The organism is Brevibacillus sp. FSL K6-6036 (assembly GCF_037964015.1).
Lineage (GTDB): Bacteria > Bacillota > Bacilli > Brevibacillales > Brevibacillaceae > Brevibacillus > Brevibacillus borstelensis.
Genome location: NZ_CP150173.1, coordinates 2,879,816 through 2,901,126, shown reverse-complemented (window position 1 = coordinate 2,901,126; position 21,311 = coordinate 2,879,816). Strand labels below are relative to the sequence as shown.

The window sequence follows — 21,311 nt, the reverse complement described above, 5'->3', positions numbered from 1 at the left end:
CTTCTTCATCACAAAAGAGCCAGCAGCGGCGCGTCAAAAGCTTCGATGGCCGAAATGTTTACGACCGTGCAAACCCGTTGCGGAAGTGCCGGCGCCAAGAGAAGGGCCGCTTTTTTTTCTGCGAGCAAGAAATGCTATACTAGTACTTGAGGTGAAGGCGAAATGAAACTGCTGTTTATTGGAGACATCATGGGATCTCCTGGACGAGACATCGTCAAAACGTATCTTCCATTATTGAAAAGAAAGTACCAACCCGCTTTTGTGGTTGTAAACGGAGAGAACTCTGCTCACGGAAGAGGGATAACAGAGAAAATTGCCAAGGAGCTGTTTGGCTTAGGCGTCCATGCCATTACAATGGGAAACCACACTTGGGATAACAAAGAAATATTCGACTACATCGACGGTGAGCCTCGCCTGATCCGTCCCGCCAATTTCCCGCAGGGAGCTCCGGGCAACGGGATTACGTATATCAAGCAATCAGAAGGAGAGCTGGCGGTCATCAATCTGCAGGGCCGGACTTTTCTGCCGCCGCTGGACTGTCCGTTTCAAACGGCGGATCAGCTTGTAGAGCAGGCGCGAAAGCGTACCAAATACATCTTTGTCGATTTTCATGCGGAGGCAACCTCAGAGAAACAAGCGCTAGCTTGGTATCTGGACGGCCGGGTTACCGCGGTAGTCGGCACGCATACCCATGTGCAGACAGCGGACGAGCGGGTTCTCCCGCAGGGTACAGGCTTTTTGTGTGACGTCGGGATGTGCGGTCCGATGAACGGTATTTTGGGTATGGATCGCGAGGCCGTCATCAGAAAGTTCATGACCCAGCTTCCTGCGAGATTCGAGGTAGCCGGGGAACCGGCCCAACTGAACGCTGTGCTCATAACCATCGACAAAGCAACAGGGAATGCGAAGAAACTAGAGAGAATCCGAATTGACGCCGACCATCCATTTATGGAATAATAAGAATAAGATTTGAATTTTTTGAATCTTTCATGTGCAGTTGCAGGAATTTTTAGGGGTTATGCGAATATCATTCTAATGATGAGAGGATTCCTATCAGACGGGAGGTTCAAAAGGATGGAAGTATTAAAAGTTTCAGCAAAGTCTAACCCCAACTCCGTTGCTGGTGCCCTAGCAGGTGTGCTTCGCGAACGCGGGGCGGCTGAGATTCAAGCCATTGGCGCCGGGGCACTTAATCAAGCTGTAAAAGCAGTAGCAATCGCACGAGGGTTCGTAGCGCCGAGTGGTGTTGACCTCATTTGCATTCCAGCCTTTACCGACATCGTGATTGATGGAGAAGAGCGCACAGCAATCAAGCTGATCGTAGAACCCAGATAATTCCTAACTGAACATGCTTTGGACTGCCTGTTTGTTCGTAGAATGAACAGGTTTTTTTCATGTATACGAAAGCAGGGCAGGTATGGTACGGTTTGATTTGAGAGTGATGCATGTCAGAGAGCTTCTATAGATATGGAGGGGTGGCTGTGGGGATTTTTGATGCCCATTGCGACGTGTTGTCCAAGCTGTGGGAGAGACCGGAGCTTGATTTTTACCAGGGGCATGAGGAGCTGCAGGCAGGTTTCCCTGACCTCCAAAAAGGGAATGTGGATATACAAGTGCTCGCTTGCTACGTGCCGCAGCATGTTCCGTTCGGAAGGCGCTTTCAGGCCGTGCTGGAGATGCTTGACCTGTTTCATGAGCGCGTGGCGAGTGAACAGTTCCGTCCAATTCTAAGCAACGCTGATTTGGAGGAATGTGTATTAAAGGGAACCAAAGGGGCTATTCTGTTTGTAGAAGGGGCGCATGCACTGGAAGAAAGCCTGGTTCAACTGAGAACTTGGCACCGTCTGGGTTTGCGAGGCATGACCTTGACCTGGAATCACGGAAATGCCGTGGCGTCAGGCTGCCAGGAACCGAATCCGGGAGGCTTGACAATGTTCGGCAGAAAGGTGATTGCGGAAATGAATCGCCTGGGGATGGTGATCGATCTCTCACATGTGGCCGAGCCCGGTTTCTGGGATACACTGGAGCTGTCGAAAGATCCGGTCATCGCTTCCCATTCCAATACCCGCAGCATATGTGATCATCCGCGCAACCTGACCGATGAGCAGATCAAAGCGCTCATTGCCAATAAAGGCGTGATGGGCCTGACCTTTGTAGACTTCTTTGTCACCTCGGAAAAGAGAACGGTCTGGATCGACGACCTGCTTCGTCACTTGGATCATGTTTGCGCTTTGGGAGGAGTCGACCATGTTGCTTTCGGCTCCGATTTTGACGGCATCACGACAACCTTTGGAGACCTTGCCAGAGCGGGCGATTACCACAATCTGGTGAATGCGCTCCAGAAGCGTTATAAAGAGGCGGAAGTACAGAAATTTATGCGTGAAAACTGGTTGCGTGTTTTCCGAAACGTGCTACAATAGTCATTGAGAACATTAATGTACCAAGTTCAACGTTTTATTCAGGTCAAAGTTAAGTTGAGTAAAAGCACTTGCTTTTTTGCATGGCTCGGACTACAATTGGTACAGTCTATGCACAATTTTGTCACATCTTATCGGAACCTGTCGTGTAAGGTGGGGCAGCTTTTTCTCACAGTCACTGAAAGGGTGGAATCTGAATGATTAGTCAACTTTCCTGGAAAGTTGGAGGACAGCAAGGGGAGGGTATCGAGAGTACTGGTGAAATCTTCTCGATGGCCATGAATCGGATGGGCTACCATCTGTACAGCTATCGCCACTTCTCTTCCCGTATTAAGGGTGGACACACCAACAACAAAATTCGTGTGAGCACCAAGCCTATGCGCGCAATCTCCGACGATCTGGACATCCTCGTTGCTTTCGACCAGGAGACCATTGATTTTAACGCTCACGAGCTGCGCGAAGGCGGTATCATCATTGCGGACGCGAAATTTAACCCGAAGCTGCCGGAAGGTCTGAAAGAAGTTCGCTTCTTTACCGTTCCTTTGTCCGAGATTGCAGACGAACTGGGTACGTCCCTGATGAAAAACATGGTGTCCATTGGTGCTTCCAGCGCGATCCTCGGCATTCCGGCGGAAAGCTACCGTAACATTGTTGAAGATATGTTCCTCCGCAAAGGCGAAAAAGTAGTCGAAAAGAACATGGAGGCTATTCGCCGCGGATTTGACTTTGTCAACGAATTGACGGGTGGACAACTCCCTGAATTCCAACTGGAGAAGGCTGAAGGTCAAAAACAATTGTTCTTGATCGGAAACGACGCGATTGCCCTCGGTGCAGTAGCCGCAGGCTGCCGTTTCATGCCTGCATACCCGATTACTCCGGCTTCCGAAATTATGGAATATCTGATCAAAAAGCTGCCGAAGTTTGGCGGTACTGTTATTCAGACTGAGGACGAAATCGCTGCCATTACAATGGCTATCGGCGCTAACTTCGGTGGCGTTCGCGCGATGACTGCTTCTGCAGGTCCTGGTCTGTCCCTGATGATGGAAGCAATCGGTCTGGCAGGTATTACAGAGACACCGGTTGTGATCGTGGATACACAACGCGGCGGCCCATCTACAGGTATGCCTACCAAGCAAGAACAATCCGATGTAAACGCAATGATCTACGGTACTCACGGCGATATTCCGAAAGTCGTTATCGCGCCGAGCACGGTTGAAGAGTGCTTCTATGACACTGTGGAAGCGTTTAACATCGCGGAAGAATATCAGCTCCCAGTCATTCTCATGACCGACCTGACACTCTCTTTGGGTAAACAAACCGTTGACCCATTTGACTATAGCAAGGTTGAGATCCGCCGCGGAAAACTGCTGGCTGGACAAGAACTGCCTGAAAAAGAGCAGAACGACCTGTTCAAGCGTTATGAAGTAACGGAAGACGGCGTTTCCCCGCGTGTTATTCCGGGACAAAAATACGGCTTGCACCACGTTACAGGCGTTGAGCATGACCAGACGGGTCGTCCATCTGAGAACGCAGCTAACCGTGTCGCTCAAATGGATAAGCGCATGCGCAAACTGGAAGGCGTGCTGAAAACCTTCAAAAACCCAGTCGTATTCGATGCGAAGCACGAAGAGGCTGATGTATTGATCGTAGGAATCAACTCCACGATCGGTACGATCCAGGAAGCAAAAGCTCGTCTCGAAAACGAAGGCGTAAAAGTAAACCATGCACAAATCCGTTTGATTCATCCATTCCCGGCTGAACAACTGAAAGCGCATGTTGAAAAAGCAAAACAAGTGATCGTAGTTGAACATAACGCACAAGCGCAAGTAACCAATCTGCTCAAACAGCACGTCGGACACGCTGAAAAGATCCAATCCGTGCTGAAATACGACGGAAACCCGTTCTTGCCGAAGGAAATCTATAGCGAAGTTAAGGGGCTGATTAAACATGGCGACTTTGAAAGAGTTTCGCAATAACGTAAAGCCAAACTGGTGCCCGGGCTGTGGAGACTTCTCCGTACAGGCATCGATTCAACGCGCTGCTGCTAACGTAGGTCTCGAACCTGAACAATTGGCAGTCGTATCCGGTATCGGGTGCTCCGGACGTATTTCCGGTTACATCAATTGCTACGGCTTCCACGGCGTGCACGGTCGTGCACTTCCAATCGCGCAAGGTCTGAAAATGGCGAACCGCGAGCTGACTGTTATCGCTGCCGGCGGTGACGGTGACGGTTTCGCGATCGGTATGGGCCACACTGTTCATGCGATCCGCCGCAATATGAACATCACCTATATCGTAATGGACAACCAAATCTACGGTTTGACAAAAGGTCAAACGTCTCCACGTTCCGCGACCGGTTTCGTAACCAAGTCGACTCCGGCTGGTTCGATTGAATCTGCCATTTCTCCAGTTGAATTGGCTCTGTCTGTCGGCGCTACCTTTGTAGCCCAATCCTTCTCCAGCGACCTGAAAGGGTTGACTGAACTGATCGAAATGGGTATCAAGCATGAGGGCTTCTCTCTGATCAACGTATTCAGTCCTTGTGTAACCTACAACAAGGTAAACACCTATGACTGGTTCAAAGAAAACATTGTGCCGGTAGACACCATCGAAGGCTATGATCCGCATGACCGCATCAAAGCGATGGCTACTTCCATGCAGTACAAAGGCCTGTTGACCGGTCTGATCTACCAAAACACAGAACAAAAAGCTTACGAGCAGCTGGTAACCGGATTTAAAGAAGAATCCTTGGCTGGTCAAGATATTCGCATGAGCGAAGAAGACTTTGCGAAACTGGTAGCTGAATTCGCGTAAGCATGCATATTCGCACCTTTTGATGAAAAGCATGAGAAAAACCTCTCCGGGTGATGGAGAGGTTTTTTTGATGGCTGCGGAGTGCTCTTCCAGAATGCGTCACGATGTCGGTTTCCCGCGGATTTGCTGGATAAACAGCATCAGGAGGAACAAGATTACGAGTTGTCCAAACATGGGATAAAGAAGACGAAGCAAGGGACCAAAACCGATGAAGCTGATGGCGTATCCGACCAGCAGGATGCCTGCTACAATCGTATAGCGGCGTAGGCCTGTTGCCTTCTTGATCTGTTCGGAGAGGCCGAAAACATTTGCGACGAGCGTTGAGAATATTTCCGTGTAGACCAAAATCGAGAAGAAAAACGGAATCCCTTTGCCGAGGCCCTGCAGCAGAGCGATCATGGGCATCTCTGCGTGGCCGATCGCCGGCATGCGAACGGACATCGAAGCATAGGCCAACAGCAAAAGAATGCCAATGCCCAAACCGCCCAGTATGCCTCCCCATATCAGTGGCCTCTCGCTAAAGCTGTGACGACCGATTGGAACGAGCACAGCTTGTGTCAGCGAGATATTTAAGGCAACATAGTAGAGAGGGGAGCTCAGCCAGGCCCAAGGCTTGACGGCTTCGATCAGGGGCTCGTCATCCAGCCAAGGCCGGGAATATAGAAATACGAGCAGGGTAAAGCCGATCAAAAGGGGGACGAACAAGCTGTTGACGGAATGAATGGCAAACAAGCCTTTTCGTGCCACCAAAAAAATCAGGATCATGCTTACCCAAATCCCGAGCTGCGGAGATAATTGGAAAGACTCCAGGAAGACAGCTCCAGTTGCAGCCAGCATCACTGAGGTTGTTCCAAACAACACAGTCAAGAGCAGCATGTTGAAGATAGTACCGACGGGTCGTCCAAACAAATAGGTACTCAGGTCCTGGTAAGAATCGGCCTGAATCCGATAGGATAGCACCATGACCCGGATTCCGCCCCAGATAAACAAGCCGGTGGCAAGCAGAATGCCTACCAGCCCCTGGGAGCCATACTGAACAAAAAACTCAACAATTTCTTTGCCGGAAGCAAAGCCTGCTCCCACCACCGTACCGATATACGTAAAGGCAATTTGCAGTGCGGCCTTCCAAGAACGCTGCATGACAAACCTCCTGTCCCACTTACTTCATCCTATGAGAGAGGAAGCGATGAATATGCTCCTTACTGTCCTGGGGTTTCAGTCCCCTTATCCGGGCCCTGCCGGAGCGACTCCCGGCTACCTGATTCAGACCGCATATACCAACCTTCTGCTCGATTGCGGGAGTGGTGTATTAGCTCAGCTTACCCGTCATCTGCCGGTTTACGATCTGGATGCGCTCATCCTTTCCCATTATCACCATGATCACGTAGCCGATGTCGGCGTATTGCAGTACGGCCTCATGGTCCATCAATTATTTGGCCAGCGGGACCAAGAGTCTCCGCTGCCGATTTACGCTCCGGGCAAACCTGCTGAAAAAACGGCGGAACTGGTGTACCGCGATGCGACTCGTTTTTACCCGGTAGATGAAACGACAACTTTGACGATCGGGGATATCCGCGTCTCATTCCTCCGCACCGATCATGGAGATGGCGACCCTTGCCATGCAATCCGATTGGAATCGTCGGGAAAAACGATTGTATATGGAGCAGACAGCGGTCCGGGAACGGATTGGACACCGTTCGCCAGCCAGGCCGATTTGTTTATTTGCGAGGGTACTTATCTGGAGCGAAACAAGCCTGCACGCCCAAATGGACATCTGAGCGTTGGGCAGGCGGCGGAATGGGCGGAGCGACTGCGCTGCGGCTCCCTTCTCATCACTCATCTGTTTCACGAGTACACAGAAGAGGAAGTGCGGCAAGAAGCGAAAGCGTACCAGAGCGGCACTTGTTATGTAGCAAAAATCGGTTTGCAGATAGATCTATCGCTATAGAAAGAGAGGAGAGAAGCAAGATGTTTCCCAATGTCTTGGAAGTAGCACGAACATTAATACGGGAGAGAGTTGTTGCCGGGGAAACGGTGATCGACGCAACGATGGGAAACGGGAACGACACCCTGTTCCTTGCTCGTCATGTGGGTGAAACCGGCAAGGTAATCGCTTATGATATCCAACCCCAAGCCATGGAGAAAACAAAAGAACGCCTCGAGCGAGAGGGAGTCCTCGAACGGGTCGAGATGAAATTAGCGAGCCACGAGGAGATGACGCAGCTGACGGGGCCGGTCGGGGCGATTATGTTCAACCTGGGGTATTTGCCAGGGGGAAACAAAGAGATCACGACCCAGGCAGCGACTACGATCCGGGCGATCGAAGCGGGTCTGTCCCTTTTGAAGCCCGGCGGAATTATGACCGTCATGGTTTATTGGGGGCATCCGGCTGGCTCCGCTGAAAAGGAAGCGGTGCAGTTATATTGCTCGCAACTCAGCCAATTGGAATTTTTGGTGCTCCAATACCAGTATCTCAATCAGCAGAACCAGGCCCCTTTTTTGCTGGCGATAGAACGAAGAGAAATGTGAGGAGCGTTTTGCCATTTACGGAGGCCTGATTTTTGTATTTCGCAGCTTTGGACTGGCGGCAGAGATTTTTTCTTTCCCGGGCAAGCGCATGTTCCGACAACCTTAAAAAAGAATGCAAAAGGGTGTCGAAGGAGCAAACAAACATGTTCGGGAAAATAGGCACGCCCTTCCCGGGTCATATACATACCCTATGATGAGGAATGCATCAAGGGGGCAAAACTCCGTGAATAAAGTCGGAATCATGCTGGATTGGAACATCATCCAACACGGCATCAACGGCAAAAAATCGTATGAACGACTGCCTTATTATGTGGAAATCGGGAGAGAATTAGGTCTTGAGCCAGTCTTTTTTCATCCTCGCCATGTCTTGTCGAACGGAAAGGTGAAAGGCTATTTTTGGAATGGGAGCCGCTTGGTTCCGAGAGTGGTTCCTGTGCCGCGGGTTATCCATAACCGCGTGTTGACAGGAGACCTGAAAGCCCGTCAAGTAATCAGAAGCCTGAGCAAGACACAGCTCGTTTTTAACGGTTTGGTCGTCAGAGACAAGCGGAAAGTCCATCAAATGCTTTGGAAAAACCCGCAAGTGCGCAGCTATTTGCCCCATACGGTCCCTTATTCAAGAGACAACCTGCGTCATTTCCTCGACCGCTATCGAATCGTCTATGTGAAGCCATCGATTGGTTCGGTAGGAATCGGTGTGGTTCGCATCGAGCGAGAGGGGGACCATTACCATTTCATCTCTTCACAGTATCGAAAAGTATTATCTCGGCAAGGTCTGATTGTGGAGCTTGCCAGGTGGATCGGAAACAAACGGTACTTGATCCAGCAAGGTATCCCTCTGGCCCGGTATGAAGGCAAAACATTTGACATACGGGTCTCCGTGCAAAAAAACCGGGAGCAGAAGTGGTCTGTAAGCGGAATGGTTGCGAAAGTGGCCAATCAAAAGAACAAGCTGAGCAATTTGGCCCGCGGAGGTCGAGCTTTCCCTCTGGAGACCGTTTTGAGAGAGAGTTTTTCTCCTGAGCAGCAGAAGGAAATCATCGAAAGGATCGGGCTTGCAGCGATACAGTTGGCCAGGCAGTATGAAAGCTACTACCCTTCGCTTGCCGATTTGGGAATGGACATGGGGATTGATGGGAAAGGGAACCCCTATCTCATCGAGATCAATATTCGAGATCAGCGCTACTCCTTTTATAGCGCGGGGGAAATGGCAATGTTTAAGCAGACCTATCGCCATCCCCTTGAATACGCCAGCTCCCTGATGAGAGGGATGGTTCCGTCTATCAGAAAAAGCAGCCAGTAAAAAAAGCAGACCTGTTTGCCGAAAGGCCAGGCCTGCTTTTTTCTTTTAGCAAAAATGAGGGACACTATGTAGCATCAGATGGAGTGGCCTGATTTTCTGCCGCCGGGTAAGGAAGTTGGCGGAAATGGCGATATGCCACTGCCAGGATGGATTTTCGCGTCAGGATGCCCTGGAAAACCCCTTCTTCGTCCTCAATACATATAAATGGATGGTTGATCGACATTTCCAACGCTTTCAAAAACTCCTCCGAATTCTTCATCCGGGCAATTTTGGTCGTCATCACCTCATCGACTGTATAATCATCCATTTTTTCATATTCAAATCGTTCCAAGCCCAAGATTTTGTTTAAAATATTCGTTGTGCTGACCTGACCGTGCAGGCGATAGGAGTGATCCAATACGGGAATTGCCGAATAGCCAGACTTGATGAGTACGAGCAGGGCATGTTCCAAAGAATTCCCCAGTTGTACGTGAGCTACTTTTGTCGACGCAATTACGAGATCTTTTATTTTTGTATGGAGCAGTTGCCAGTCCGGATTCAAACAACGTCCACCACCTTTCTCTACATTGGCGAACCTGATTCGCCTTATGTGGTTCACCTCTATGATACCGTATGGAGAGAGGGAAGGGTAGGGCTGCGTGCAAACAAAACAAAGATGCCCGGCAAAACAGCCGGGCAAATATCGAGGTGTGGAACAAACGTCCCTTACCCTGTAGTATGCAGGATCGCAGGGCTATTTACACTAGGATTTTGTAGGAAAACAGGCGTAACTTTTTTACCGGTTCAATCGTCTTACTGATGGATCCCCTTTTGCTAGGAGCTGTGTTGCCATGCGAAAAACAATTTGGGGGGCTGTTGCCCTGTTCATGATCTTATCTGCAGGAGCCGGTTTTTTTGTGGGCAGACAGTTATCTTTGCACGGCTCAGGATTTGATCGCGCCCAAATGTCTGAAGTCCCCGACTGGCTCGTGGAGGATTTGCGCAAAGAGCTGGATGAAAGCGTGCGCAATCTGGTTGTTCCTGCCCAAATTACAGTTGTCCCTATAGGGATAAGAAAAATAGACGCATCTATAAAGCCCTCTTCGGCGACTGAGGGTACGCCGGATGCTCCTGATCTGCTCGCGGCTGTAAAACTGCCAGAGGGACTAGGGGCGACAATCCTGTACGAACGCCGAAATGGTGACTATGAAGCTGTATTCAGCAAGCAGGAGAGCGTATACAGCTATCAGGTTGTCGGGGAGAATTACTTGGTTCTGACGACAGACATCTCCGCTGTGCAAGGAGATGAGCGTGCCTTATACGTGATTCATAAGACGCCCGAAGGTTATCATGAGGCCTGGAGCGGTATCGCCCACCGCCGCAATCAACAAGAGACGATGGATGTGCTCGATGCCACCGTAAAGCTGGACCCAGAGGGAAAAACCATGGTTTATTTCAGTTTGGAACGCACTTTGGACCAGACGGGAGTCGCTTTGATGGAGAAGAGCTCCTACCAGCTTCTGCGTTACAATGAACGGACCCATCGCTTTGAAAAGTGAAAGGCGCCTAAGTTGTTTAGGCGCCATGTGTGTTTATTTGTACCCGTCTACGGCTCTTGCGTTTTGGCCTTTGGTTCCAGAAGGAAATCAGGGTGTGCTCATACAGGAAAATACACAATGGCGGGGTAATTACAAACATTGCCGCCATTAAGACCGGAGTTGACCAATTCAGCCGGAAGATGACGTAGCTCTCCAGCAGGAATAGGATCAGCGGATGCACAAGGTAGATGGCCATATTATACCTCGCCCATTTGGACAGCCATTCGCTGAGCGCCGGTAGTTTGCCAAGATACCGGGAGAGCGGATAAAAACTGACCAGGAAGCTCGTCGTATAGATCAAGTAAATCGGATCAAAAATATTCAGGCTCTGTTCATAACTGATGTGGTTGTTCAAATAGCGGTACGCGATCCAAACGCCCAGACTGATTGTCAAGATCCATGCTGGCAGCTTGATGCGATCTGTCCAGAGCCGCCATTTATCCACATGAAGTCCGGCATATGCCCCCAGTGCGAAAGTAAAGAAGTACATATAGACGTAATTTTGACCGCTTACGTATCCGTGCTCGATCAGAGAGAGCAGCGGGCCCGCAGACCAATCGATTGCCCACTGAGGATCGGCAAATAAATAGTGGAATGCGACGTACAGCGCATTTTGCAAGAAAAACAGCAGAGCGACCATCCAAAAGCGCAAATACCGCTCAAACCACTCCTTGCAAACAAAAAAGAGCAAATTCAGCTGCAGATATAACGGAATATAATATAAATGATAAAAAGAACTGCCGGTTAGCAGGCTGTGAAAAAATTGTGGAGCCAATTGGGCCACGTTAACGGTTTGCAGCTTGAAAACTGTATAAATCGCCGTCCAAATGATATAGGGAAGAACGATGACTCTCCAGCGCTTTCGCCAGAATGCCCCCCAGTCGACCTGGCGTTTCTGATACCAGTAAAAAAGCAGCATCCCCGTTGCAAAGATAAACAGCGAGCGTCCAAACCGCAGCAATATGAGCAAGACAGCCTCGATGTCCATATTCCAGGGATACTCGCTCTGTGTCTGAATAAAGAAACCCAGAATATGAATGACCAATACGGTAGCAGCCCCAAAAACAAAAAGGGCATTCAGATCCTGAAAAGTCCCCTTTCGATTGCTATTCATATCTCCTCCTAAAGCTTTTAACAGCACGTTTTATCCACGTGCTTTTTTCTGGTTGCCAGGAAATACGTTTTTACGGTTCGGCTGTTAATTTCCAGTCTGGTTTACGCAACTCTTCCGCTGTAAATGCAAATAAGTCAAGCCTTTCTGCCAAATGGACACGAGACTCGGAAAGTGTTTGCGCATCAACGGCAAACGCTGCAGGCTGTACGGGCCATTCTGATTGAATGGCAGCAAGCAGCCGTTCTTTGACGTCGGCTACAGAGACGCTTTTGCCGGTGAGGGCATCAATACTGCCCACTGTTTTTCCGTCAATAAAGGGGATCGGCTTGTTTTTCTCCATTTCAGCCAGGCCGGCCAAATCGTAAAAATGTTCCATCCACTCTCCGCGGGGCTGGTCTTCCACATTGATGCACAACTGCAGGATGGAACCAAAACGAGTGCGGCGCTGAGCCATGCCGCCGATTTTTTTTCCGTGAATCGAAAAATCATACTCTCCGGCACAGTAAGAGCCTGTCACCTCCCCGAACTCGATGACACCGTAGTCACGCAGTCCGACTGCGAGCAAGCCGGTAACGAAGCGGAAAAATGCATCGATAGAGATGGTGGTATCGGGCAGCAAACAGGCCAAGTTTAGCACACCAGCATCGAGCGGGACACAGGCGCCGCCGGAAGACCGCAGCACACAGCCAAAGCCTTGCTGTCCAAAATGGCGTAAAGCGTCCTCCAACCGGGGGAGCTTGGCATCGCGCCGCCCCAGGTACAGGGCTTTGTCATACACCCACAAATGTAAAATGGGAGCTGCTCCATCTCTCTTCATCTGAGCCGCCAACGCTTCGTCACGGGAGAGAGGCTCAAGCGGGCTTTTCCGGTAGATGCCCGAATCCATCCACAAAAACGGCTGGTTTACAAGAAATGACATAGGAAACCCCTTCCCGGTCAAGAATCGCTACCATTATAACTCTGAACGCCATTCATTTCTAGTGATCTTCTACACGCAATTTTTGCCGCGAATAAAAAAACCGTTTCCGGCTGGCGGCCACAAGCGGACCGCACAACCGACGGAAACGGTGATATCGAAACTCAGTCAAGCACTTTAAACGTGAAGTTATCAAGAGAGGTCAGCTTGCGCGGAGCATCCTTTGTCGCATCTTTTTGCAAATAAAGGCCAAGCTGAGTATTGGAAAGCTTCAATTTTTCCTGGCCAAACAAATACTGGTTGTTCATGTAAATCGAAACGGCATCGTCTTTTACCACGATTTTCAATTTGTTCGTCCCTTTCAGCTTGTAAGAACCGGATGCAATGGTATCGAAATCGTCGTCATTGACGTCATCCACGGTCGCAAGGGTCACACGATCTTTGTTCAGGAAAACGACATGCGCTTTGCCGTCCTTTGCGTTAAAGTAAAGGCCGCCCAAACCGTTTGTCCCGTTCGCATTGACATCCACAGACATTTCAAAGTGATCCGTATTGGCCTTTTCGTTCCAGATCAAAGGCAGGAAGAAATGCTCCAGCTTGCGGTCAGTAGTCGTGGCCGTTGCTTGCTTGTTAATGACACCCCATGTGCCTACTGCATTGTCTGTATCCCAGTTTTTCAATTCCTCCGAAGAGAAATTGTCGCTGACGCTGGTCGGAAGCTCCGGAGTTGGCTTGTCAGGGGATGGGAAGACCACTTTTGTTTCATCATCTTCGCGATCCAACAGAGCCCGATACAGGAGAGAAGCCGCTTCCGCACGAGTAATCGCATCTTGCGGACGGAAGTAGTTGTTGCTTCCTTTCATCAGGTCGGTCTGGATCGAGATCGCAACGTAAGGGCGAAGCGCAGCCGAAATGCGGTCGTCATCGTTGAAGCGCTTCAGTACGCTAAGGTCGGCTTTGTGTGTGCGATCGTAGCCCAACAGGCGGACGAGCGCGACGGCAATATCTTCCCGTACAGCATACTGATCAGGCTTGTAGGTGTATTTGTTCCCGGATTTATACCCGGTCAGGTACGGCTTGGCGTATTCTACATAGTAGAACGCCCAGTGATTGCGCGGAACGTCCTGGAAGGTCTGGCTCACCTTTTGCTTGTGAATATCGACGCCAGCTGCTGCAATCATGATTTTGGCAAATTCGGCACGGGTTACCTTGTTGTTGGGACGGAATTTTCCATCCTCGTAGCCTTTGATAATCCCTTTGGACGCCATTGCCTGGATTTCTTTGTACGCCCAGTGACTCCGAGGGACATCGGAGAAGGTCGTCGACGCGCTGACGAACGGCACGACAGTGACAAAGAGCATCACCGCCATTAAAAACGTAAGAACTCTTTTCATAGAAACCTCCTGATCTCTTTTGATTTCGTTCGGCCTGCTTCTATGACGCCAGGGGACAAGGATAAGTTGCAGAAAACCAAGCCCGTTTGGCAAAATTGTGTAATTAGTCTCACGCAGAAACGCTGTTCTATGAAGAAAGCAGGAAAAGGCTATGACGCAGGGGCTCTGAAAGGGGAGCCGGTATGAATGAGACAAGTACAAGGAAACAGGGGAGGCACGGACCACAGCAGATGTGCTCTTGGGAAATTATATGGGACCGTTTCCTCATTCATGAATCCGCTTTTCGCGGACATGCCATACCGTTCGGTTGGATGAGCGAAGGAGCGGATAAAGCTCTCTGGAATCTTCATAGGATATTCGTATTTCATTTCAGGAAAAAGGCATTGATGTGCTATAATCATGAGTTGTAACTACCTACAAACACATCTTGCAGATGAGGTGATAGACTGATGTCAGTAAACAAGGAAGCGACTCCGGACTTAAAATCCGGGAAGTCATCCAAAACGGTAGAGGATTTCGCCAAATATTTTCAACCGCCCTCTTTAAAGGAAGCAAAAAAACGGGGCAAAGAAGAAATTCAAGTACACTACAACTTTGATATCCCGGAAGAGATGAGAGAGATCGGGAAGGGCAAGCGCTATCATGTACGGACATATGGCTGTCAGATGAACGAGCATGATTCAGAAACCATTGCAGGTATTCTCGAACAGATGGGGTATACGTTTGCAGAGGATTTCGAAGAGGCTGATGTAGTTCTCTTCAATACCTGTGCGATTCGCGAAAATGCCGAGGATAAGGTTTTTGGCGAGCTGGGACATATGAAGCGTCTGAAAAACAACAATCCCAACTTGATACTCGGTGTCTGCGGTTGCATGTCCCAGGAAGAGAAGGTTGTCAACAAGATCCTGAAGAGCTACCAGCAGGTAGACCTGATCTTTGGGACGCACAATATTCACCGGCTTCCTTTCCTGCTTCGGGATGCCATATTCAGCAAGGAAATGGTCGTCGAAGTGTGGTCTAAAGAGGGCGACATTATCGAGAACATGCCGAAGAACCGCGTAGGCAATATCAAGGCCTGGGTCAATATTATGTACGGTTGTGACAAGTTCTGTACGTACTGTATCGTTCCGTACACGCGCGGCAAAGAACGCAGCCGCCGTCCCGAGGACGTGATCGCAGAGGTGCGGGAACTGGCCCGCCAAGGCTTTAAAGAAATCACTCTGCTCGGCCAGAACGTCAACGCCTACGGAAAAGATTTTGAGGATATCGAATACGGATTTGGCGACCTGCTTGACGAAATCCGCAAGATCGACATTCCGCGTATCCGCTTTACGACGAGTCATCCGCGTGATTTTGACGATCATCTGATCGAGGTGCTGGGTAAACGGGGCAATCTCGTTGAACACATTCACCTGCCTGTCCAATCCGGTTCGACTGAGGTACTCAAACGGATGGCCCGCAAATATACGCGCGAACACTATCTGGAGCTGGTGCGTAAAATTAAAGCGGTGATTCCGGATGTAGTGCTGACAACCGATATTATCGTCGGATTCCCGGGAGAGACCGACGAGCAGTTTGAAGAGACGCTTTCGCTTGTTGAAGAGGTAGGCTACGACTCCGGATATACATTTGTGTATTCGCCGCGCGAAGGTACCCCTGCAGCTGTCATGGAAGACAATGTTCCCATGGAAGTGAAAAAAGAGCGGCTGTATCGCTTGAATGAGCTGATGGCAAAAATCAGTTTGGAAAAAAATAAACCATTGCAGGATCAAGTCGTCGAGGTATTGGTTGAAGGCGAATCGAAAAACAACCCGAACGTGCTCGCTGGGCGTACCCGGACAAACAAGCTGGTTCACTTTGCGGGTGATAAATCGCTGATCGGACAATACACGCATGTAAAGATCAATGACGTAAAAACATGGACCTTGCACGGCGAAATCGTGACAAAAATCGAGGTGTAATGAATGATGGAACAAACAGGCCTGTACACGCAAAAAGAGATTTTGGATAAAGCAAGAGAGCTGGCAGCTATGATTGCACAGACCAAAGAAGTAGATTTTTACAAGCGGGCAGAACTGCAGATCAAGCACAATGAGCGCGTGCAAGATTTGATCGACGATTTAAAGAAGAAACAAAAACAGATGGTCATGTTTGAATCGATGAACAAGCCGGAGCTGGTCAGCAAAGTGGAAGCAGAATACAATCAGCTTCACGATGAGCTGGACAGCATTCCGATTGTTACGGAATTTAAGCAATCGCAAGTCGATGTAAACGATCTTCTGCAAATGGTCACCACGGTTATCACCAACACCGTTTCAGAGCGCATCGTACTGGATACCGGCGGGAACCCGTTGACAGGCGAGACTGGCGGCGGACCAGAGAAAAAGCATAAAGGCGGCTGCTGCTCCTGATACTCCGGCAACGGAAAGATACGGGAGGATGAACCGGCGACAAGCTCTGCCAAAATGGCAGTAGGTGTTTGCACCCTAGTCGGATGCCCTGCATACAAATGTACAGAAACGTTGTATGGAGGAGGTAACGAAATGTCGGGTACAGACAAAGACCTGCAGTGCCGGGAACTCATCGCAAAAGCCGTCTGCGGTAAAGGTCATAAATTCACACAAACGACCCACACCATCATACCGTCGCATACTCCTTCGACGATCCTCGGATGCTGGGTGATAAACACGAACTTCCAGGCAGAGAAGGTAGGGGACGCGGTTGAGGTATCTGGTACGTATGACGTCAACCTTTGGTACTCGTTTGCAGATAACACGCAAACCGAAGTAAAGCGGGAGACAGTCAATTTCTCCGTACTCGTTCCGCTTACGTTCTTCGACAGAAACAGCCGCGGAGACCTGGAAATCCTGGCCCGCGCCGTTGAACAGCCGAAGTGCGTCAAAGCCGAACTGAGCGGCGGTGGCACCGTCACTGTAAGAGTCGAAAGTGAATATGCCGTCGAAATAATCGGGGAAACCAAGGTATGCGTAGTCGTTTGCCATAGCTGCGACGACAAGGATTACCATTTGATTGGTGATTACGAAGACAACAGCGACGAGTTTGATGACTTTGATTCGGCCACCCTGCTGGACGAATTGGATTAAGAGGAGAGAAACTGTCTCCTCTTTTTCTTTTTGCCAAATGAAGCCCGTCTGCAAAAGCAGAGCGCGGCGGCTTCACTTTTTGCCGGATTGCGACATAGGCTATCACATCAGAGTGGAGGTGAGGCCCTTGTTTGCAAAAAGTGAAGTGGATTGCTCTCCAGCTCGATGGGGAGATCCTGGATGCCAGACAGCCTTGCCCGGAAATGAAGAGAGTACGATCAAATTTATGCAAAAACCGGATCGAATTCTTTATTTGCTGCGAACCAGCGGCATACCGGTGACGACGAAAGCGGCCCCTGAACCCGGAACCAGAATCTACCGCGTTCATCTTTTTGAAAATCACGTGCTGATGGTCGAAAAATCCTATGTGCAGCAGCAGTGGACCAAGTACTCCATCGCTCATAGCGATTTCCAGCGAATAGATCCGGCTGTCGACGATTATGAGGCAAGGGCGGTTATCCGCCTCGCGATCCGCAGCTTGTATGCGGTCGGTTTGCACCTAGGTCAGATCATCCTGCAGGCGGCCTCTCCATTTCGTGTGAAAGTACGCAGTATCTCCGCCGAATGGGACGCGGAGCATAAGCCGGGATTTCTCGCCGAGGCTGAAGCGTGGTGGTTGAAGGAACAGGGTAGCTGGGAAAGTCCTCAAATCCAGCTTGGGGCCGATCCGGAGTTTGCGCTTCGTCATCCCGACGGAAAAATGGCGCTTGCCTCTGATTTCATGGGGATCAGTGGTGTAGTAGGGTGCGACTCAACCCGTTATCGCGAAGACCTTGCACTGCATCAGCATCCGCTGGTCGAGCTCCGCCCCGCGCCCTCGGCAGAGCCGGACGCGTTGTTCTCGCGCATTGTCAAAGCGCTCGGAGCTGCAGCCAAGAAAATCGTCGACAAGGAAGTGGAATGGATCAGCGGGGGGATGCCATTCGACGGCTACCCGACAGGCGGCCATATACACTTCAGCGGGATCAGACCCCATTTTTCCCTGCTGCGCCGCCTGGATGCATACCTCGCGCTTCCGCTTGTCCTGATCGAAGATGAAGGCTGTCAAAAACGGCGTCCACGCTATGGATTTCTCGGTGATGTTCGCGAAAAGGAATACGGAATCGTAAAAGGCTTCGAGTATCGCACCTTGCCCAGTTGGCTCGTGCATCCCGTCGTGGCGAGAGGCGTTCTTCATCTGGCGCGACTGGTTGCGTCTTCGGCGGATATATTATCACGAGGCTGTATCGCCCCTGCCTTGATCCGTGCCTATTACAAGGGGGAAAAGGAACAATTGGTCCCTTACGTAAACAGCATTTGGAAGGAGATATCTGCGCTGCCTGGATACGAGCGTTCGCGGAGCTGTCTGGACGATTACTTTTCTTTTTTGCTGGCAGGTCATACTTGGCCGGCAAACAGCGATCTGAGGAAGGTATGGTGCCATTACGTCGGCAAAGCATAATCGCCAGGATGAGCGCGATCTCTTGCAGCCATGCACGGGGAAAGGTTCAACATACGGCTTTCCCCGTGTTATAATGGACGAACGAGAATGAAGCTAGGAGATAGGTTACAATGGCACAATATACACCGATGATTCAGCAGTATCTGGCGATCAAGCGTGACTATCCGGATACTTTCTTATTTTTTCGCTTGGGCGATTTTTATGAACTGTTTTTTGAAGACGCAGTCGTGGCATCGCGTGAGCTGGAAATTACCTTGACAGGGCGCGAGGGCGGCGGCGAAGAAAAAATCCCGATGTGCGGCGTTCCTCATCACTCTGCTGATGCTTATATTGCCGAATTGCTGAAAAAAGGCTACAAGGTAGCCGTCTGTGAACAAGTAGAAGATCCAAAGGAAGCGAAAGGAGTCGTCCGTCGGGAGGTCACGAGGGTTATTACTCCCGGGACGATGATGGAGGGCAAATGGCTCTCCGACAAGGAAAACAATTACATGGTTGCGATTGCGCAAGCGGAGGGCAGCATGGGTGTCGCCGCTTGTGACATGAGTACCGGCGAGATGTACGTAACCTCGCTGATTGGCAGACGAGAGGCAGCGCTGGATGAAGCGATGCAGTACCACCCCAAGGAATTGGTGTTATCCGGGTGGGCTGGAGAGCTCAAGTCAGATGTACCTGTCACATACATAGAGGACACTGAGCTGGACGGGCTTGCCGTCGACCGCCAATACGGCAACGACGCACGTGAGCTTGATCTCGCCATGCGCAAGGCAGTCAACACCCTGCTTCACTATATCGGCGTCACACAAAAGCGAAGCCTGTCACACATGTTGTTGATCAAGCGCTATGATGCCAAGCAGTACCTGCAGATGGACGGCTTTTCCCGCAGAAATCTGGAGCTGACCGAAACGATACGGGACAAATCGAAGAAAGGCTCGCTGCTCTGGCTTCTGGATCGCACCGAAACAGCGATGGGAGGCAGGCTGCTTCGCCGCTGGATTGAACGTCCGCTGGTAAACAAAAGTGAACTTGAGGCCCGCCTGGATGCCGTTTCGTATTTGAAAGGGGACATGCTGCTTCGTTCAGACTTGAGGAACTGTCTGGATCAAGTGTACGATTTGGAGCGTCTGGCAGGAAGGATCTCTTACGGCAATGCGAACGCTCGCGATCTGGTACAGCTTCGTCATTCGCTGGAAACGATACCGATGTTGAAGCGGCTGCTGCTGGAGACAGATGCACCGGTTTTGAAGGAATTGGCTGCGGGAATGGATGAGTGCGCAGACATCGTCACGTACTTGCAGGCTGCTCTCGTAGACGATCCGCCTATTTCGGTACGGGAAGGCGGTTTGATCCGGACCGGTTATGATGAGTATCTGGACAAGCTTCATACAGCGAGTCGCGAGGGCAAGACGTGGATAGCCCAACTGGAGCAGACAGAGCGGGAAGCGACCGGGATTCGCTCGTTAAAAGTGGGATACAACAAGGTCTTTGGCTATTACATCGAGGTTTCACGGGCGAATCTGGCTAACGTGCCAGCTGGCCGGTATGAACGAAAGCAAACATTGGCGAATGCGGAACGCTTCATCACGCCCGAATTAAAGGAAAAGGAAGCGCTGATCCTGGAGGCGGAAGAAAAGCTGATCGAGCTGGAGTATCAATTGTTCGTCCAGATTCGCAATGAGGTAGCGGCTCATATCCCGCGCTTGCAGAGCCTTGCGGAGCGGGTGGCAGCGATCGACGTGCTGCAGGCATTCGCTACAGTAAGCGACGAACGCGGGTATGTACGTCCGGAGCTGGTCACAACGGGTGAATGTGTCATTACAGATGGCAGACATCCTGTGGTAGAAGCCGTCCTCGAACGGGAAAAATACGTCGCCAACGACGTTCATATGAACCAGACAGATCGGCAGATTCTCCTCATTACCGGTCCGAATATGGCCGGGAAAAGCACGTACATGCGGCAAATTGCGCTCTTGGTCGTCATGGCGCAAATCGGCTGCTTCGTGCCGGCAAAAGCAGCCCGGTTGTCTTTGGTCGATCAGATTTTCACGCGGATTGGCGCTGCCGACGATCTGGCCTCCGGGCATTCCACGTTTATGGTGGAAATGCTGGAAACCAGGCACGCTCTGCAAAAAGCAACGGCCCAAAGCTTGATCCTGCTCGATGAGATTGGACGAGGCACCTCTACCTATGACGGAATGGCTCTGGCACAGGCGGTAATTGAATACATCAGACAAAAGATCGGTGCCAAAACGTTGTTCTCTACCCATTACCATGAGCTGACAGGTCTGGAGGAATCGTTGACCGGAGTCGTCAATGTGAACGCAAGATGTGAAGAACGGGCCGGAAAGCTGCTCTTTTTACACAAAATTGAGCCTGGCCGCGCAGACAAAAGCTACGGAATCCACGTCGCAGAGCTGGCCGAGATGCCCCAGCAGGTCATTGAACGTGCACGAGAAATTTTGGCGGGATTGGAGTCGGCGGGCACGACGGCAGGTGATGTGCAAATGTCCCTGGAAACGCTCTGGTCTGCTCCAGTGGCTGCTGTACGCGAAGAACCGAAATCCCTGTTGTCGCCAGAAGAGGAACAGGTGCTGTCTGAGCTCCGCGAGCTGGACCTCAATCAGACGACGCCGATGGACGCCATGCTGAAGCTTTTCCATTGGAAACAGCAAATGAAAAAAAGCAAGTAAACCAGTTCGAGGAGG

The 21,311-nt window shown here is 50.5% G+C and carries 19 protein-coding genes; 14 read left to right on the top strand and 5 right to left on the bottom strand.

Annotated features, from left to right (window positions below; translation table 11 throughout):
- The first annotated feature begins 162 nt into the window (after positions 1–162).
- The 5 genes from NST37_RS14555 (at position 163) to NST37_RS14535 (ending at position 5,231) form a co-directional block, all read left to right on the top strand.
- Complete coding sequence (locus NST37_RS14555) at positions 163–957, top strand: TIGR00282 family metallophosphoesterase (protein WP_024983816.1); 795 nt, start codon at positions 163–165, stop codon at positions 955–957.
- Between the two features lie 117 nt (positions 958–1,074).
- Positions 1,075–1,335 carry a stage V sporulation protein SpoVS gene (gene spoVS / locus NST37_RS14550; RefSeq protein WP_003385776.1) on the top strand — a complete coding sequence of 87 codons (261 nt, stop codon included), beginning with the start codon at positions 1,075–1,077 and terminating at the stop codon, positions 1,333–1,335.
- 146 nt (positions 1,336–1,481) lie between these two features.
- The gene (locus NST37_RS14545) at positions 1,482–2,420 is read left to right on the top strand and encodes a dipeptidase (RefSeq protein WP_003385774.1); all 939 of its coding nucleotides are present in this window, start codon (positions 1,482–1,484) and stop codon (positions 2,418–2,420) included.
- Between the two features lie 194 nt (positions 2,421–2,614).
- Positions 2,615–4,393 carry a 2-oxoacid:acceptor oxidoreductase subunit alpha gene (locus tag NST37_RS14540; protein ID WP_003385773.1) on the top strand — a complete coding sequence of 593 codons (1,779 nt, stop codon included), beginning with the start codon at positions 2,615–2,617 and terminating at the stop codon, positions 4,391–4,393.
- Positions 4,365–5,231 (top strand): 2-oxoacid:ferredoxin oxidoreductase subunit beta, encoded by an 867-nt coding sequence (locus tag NST37_RS14535; protein ID WP_003385771.1) that lies wholly within the window; start codon positions 4,365–4,367, stop codon positions 5,229–5,231. Before NST37_RS14540 ends, NST37_RS14535 begins: the two co-directional genes overlap by 29 nt.
- Before the next feature lie 99 nt (positions 5,232–5,330).
- Here NST37_RS14535 and NST37_RS14530 read toward each other — a convergent pair whose 3' ends face one another.
- Positions 5,331–6,371: a hypothetical protein gene (locus NST37_RS14530; RefSeq protein ID WP_003385769.1), complete on the bottom strand. Its 1,041-nt coding sequence runs from the start codon at positions 6,369–6,371 to the stop codon at positions 5,331–5,333.
- A 52-nt stretch (positions 6,372–6,423) separates the two neighbouring features.
- Here NST37_RS14530 and NST37_RS14525 point away from each other — a divergent pair, with 52 nt between their 5' ends.
- From NST37_RS14525 to NST37_RS14515, 3 genes are all read left to right on the top strand, one after another.
- Entirely contained in the window at positions 6,424–7,179 is a 756-nt protein-coding gene (locus tag NST37_RS14525; RefSeq protein WP_031932889.1) for an MBL fold metallo-hydrolase, read from the top strand.
- Between the two features lie 20 nt (positions 7,180–7,199).
- A complete protein-coding gene (locus NST37_RS14520) occupies positions 7,200–7,760 on the top strand; it encodes a class I SAM-dependent methyltransferase (protein ID WP_024983812.1) in 561 nt (186 codons plus the stop codon).
- A 223-nt stretch (positions 7,761–7,983) separates the two neighbouring features.
- Complete coding sequence (locus NST37_RS14515) at positions 7,984–9,063, top strand: YheC/YheD family protein (RefSeq protein ID WP_003385766.1); 1,080 nt, start codon at positions 7,984–7,986, stop codon at positions 9,061–9,063.
- Between the two features lie 64 nt (positions 9,064–9,127).
- On the opposite strand, the gene cbpB is transcribed toward NST37_RS14515, so the two are convergent.
- Positions 9,128–9,604: a cyclic-di-AMP-binding protein CbpB gene (gene cbpB / locus NST37_RS14510; protein WP_003385765.1), complete on the bottom strand. Its 477-nt coding sequence runs from the start codon at positions 9,602–9,604 to the stop codon at positions 9,128–9,130.
- Between the two features lie 289 nt (positions 9,605–9,893).
- Between cbpB and NST37_RS14505 the strand changes: the two genes are divergently transcribed.
- The gene (locus NST37_RS14505) at positions 9,894–10,601 is read left to right on the top strand and encodes a hypothetical protein (protein WP_339185532.1); all 708 of its coding nucleotides are present in this window, start codon (positions 9,894–9,896) and stop codon (positions 10,599–10,601) included.
- Positions 10,602–10,617: 16 nt separating this feature from the next.
- Here the strand turns inward: NST37_RS14505 and NST37_RS14500 are convergent, their stop codons facing one another.
- From NST37_RS14500 to NST37_RS14490, 3 genes are all read right to left on the bottom strand, one after another.
- Complete coding sequence (locus NST37_RS14500) at positions 10,618–11,754, bottom strand: acyltransferase (RefSeq protein WP_243014297.1); 1,137 nt, start codon at positions 11,752–11,754, stop codon at positions 10,618–10,620.
- 70 nt (positions 11,755–11,824) lie between these two features.
- Positions 11,825–12,673 (bottom strand): lipoate--protein ligase family protein, encoded by an 849-nt coding sequence (locus tag NST37_RS14495; RefSeq protein WP_031932887.1) that lies wholly within the window; start codon positions 12,671–12,673, stop codon positions 11,825–11,827.
- Positions 12,674–12,834: 161 nt separating this feature from the next.
- On the bottom strand, positions 12,835–14,064 hold the full coding sequence (locus tag NST37_RS14490; RefSeq protein WP_003385760.1) for an S-layer homology domain-containing protein: 1,230 nt from the start codon (positions 14,062–14,064) through the stop codon (positions 12,835–12,837).
- A gap of 449 nt (positions 14,065–14,513) precedes the next feature.
- Here NST37_RS14490 and miaB point away from each other — a divergent pair, with 449 nt between their 5' ends.
- The 5 genes from miaB (at position 14,514) to mutS (ending at position 21,296) form a co-directional block, all read left to right on the top strand.
- Positions 14,514–16,025, top strand: coding sequence for a tRNA (N6-isopentenyl adenosine(37)-C2)-methylthiotransferase MiaB (miaB, locus tag NST37_RS14485; RefSeq protein WP_024983809.1), 1,512 nt, complete (start codon positions 14,514–14,516; stop codon positions 16,023–16,025).
- A gap of 6 nt (positions 16,026–16,031) precedes the next feature.
- On the top strand, positions 16,032–16,475 hold the full coding sequence (locus tag NST37_RS14480; RefSeq protein ID WP_003385756.1) for a YlbF family regulator: 444 nt from the start codon (positions 16,032–16,034) through the stop codon (positions 16,473–16,475).
- Positions 16,476–16,607: 132 nt separating this feature from the next.
- Positions 16,608–17,168 carry an outer spore coat protein CotE gene (cotE, locus tag NST37_RS14475; protein ID WP_003385755.1) on the top strand — a complete coding sequence of 187 codons (561 nt, stop codon included), beginning with the start codon at positions 16,608–16,610 and terminating at the stop codon, positions 17,166–17,168.
- Positions 17,169–17,295: 127 nt separating this feature from the next.
- A complete protein-coding gene (locus tag NST37_RS14470; protein WP_031932885.1) occupies positions 17,296–18,609 on the top strand; it encodes a hypothetical protein in 1,314 nt (437 codons plus the stop codon).
- Positions 18,610–18,719: 110 nt separating this feature from the next.
- Positions 18,720–21,296, top strand: a complete 2,577-nt coding sequence (gene mutS / locus NST37_RS14465) for a DNA mismatch repair protein MutS (RefSeq protein ID WP_003385753.1) — start codon at positions 18,720–18,722, stop codon at positions 21,294–21,296.
- The last annotated feature ends 15 nt before the right edge of the window (positions 21,297–21,311 follow it).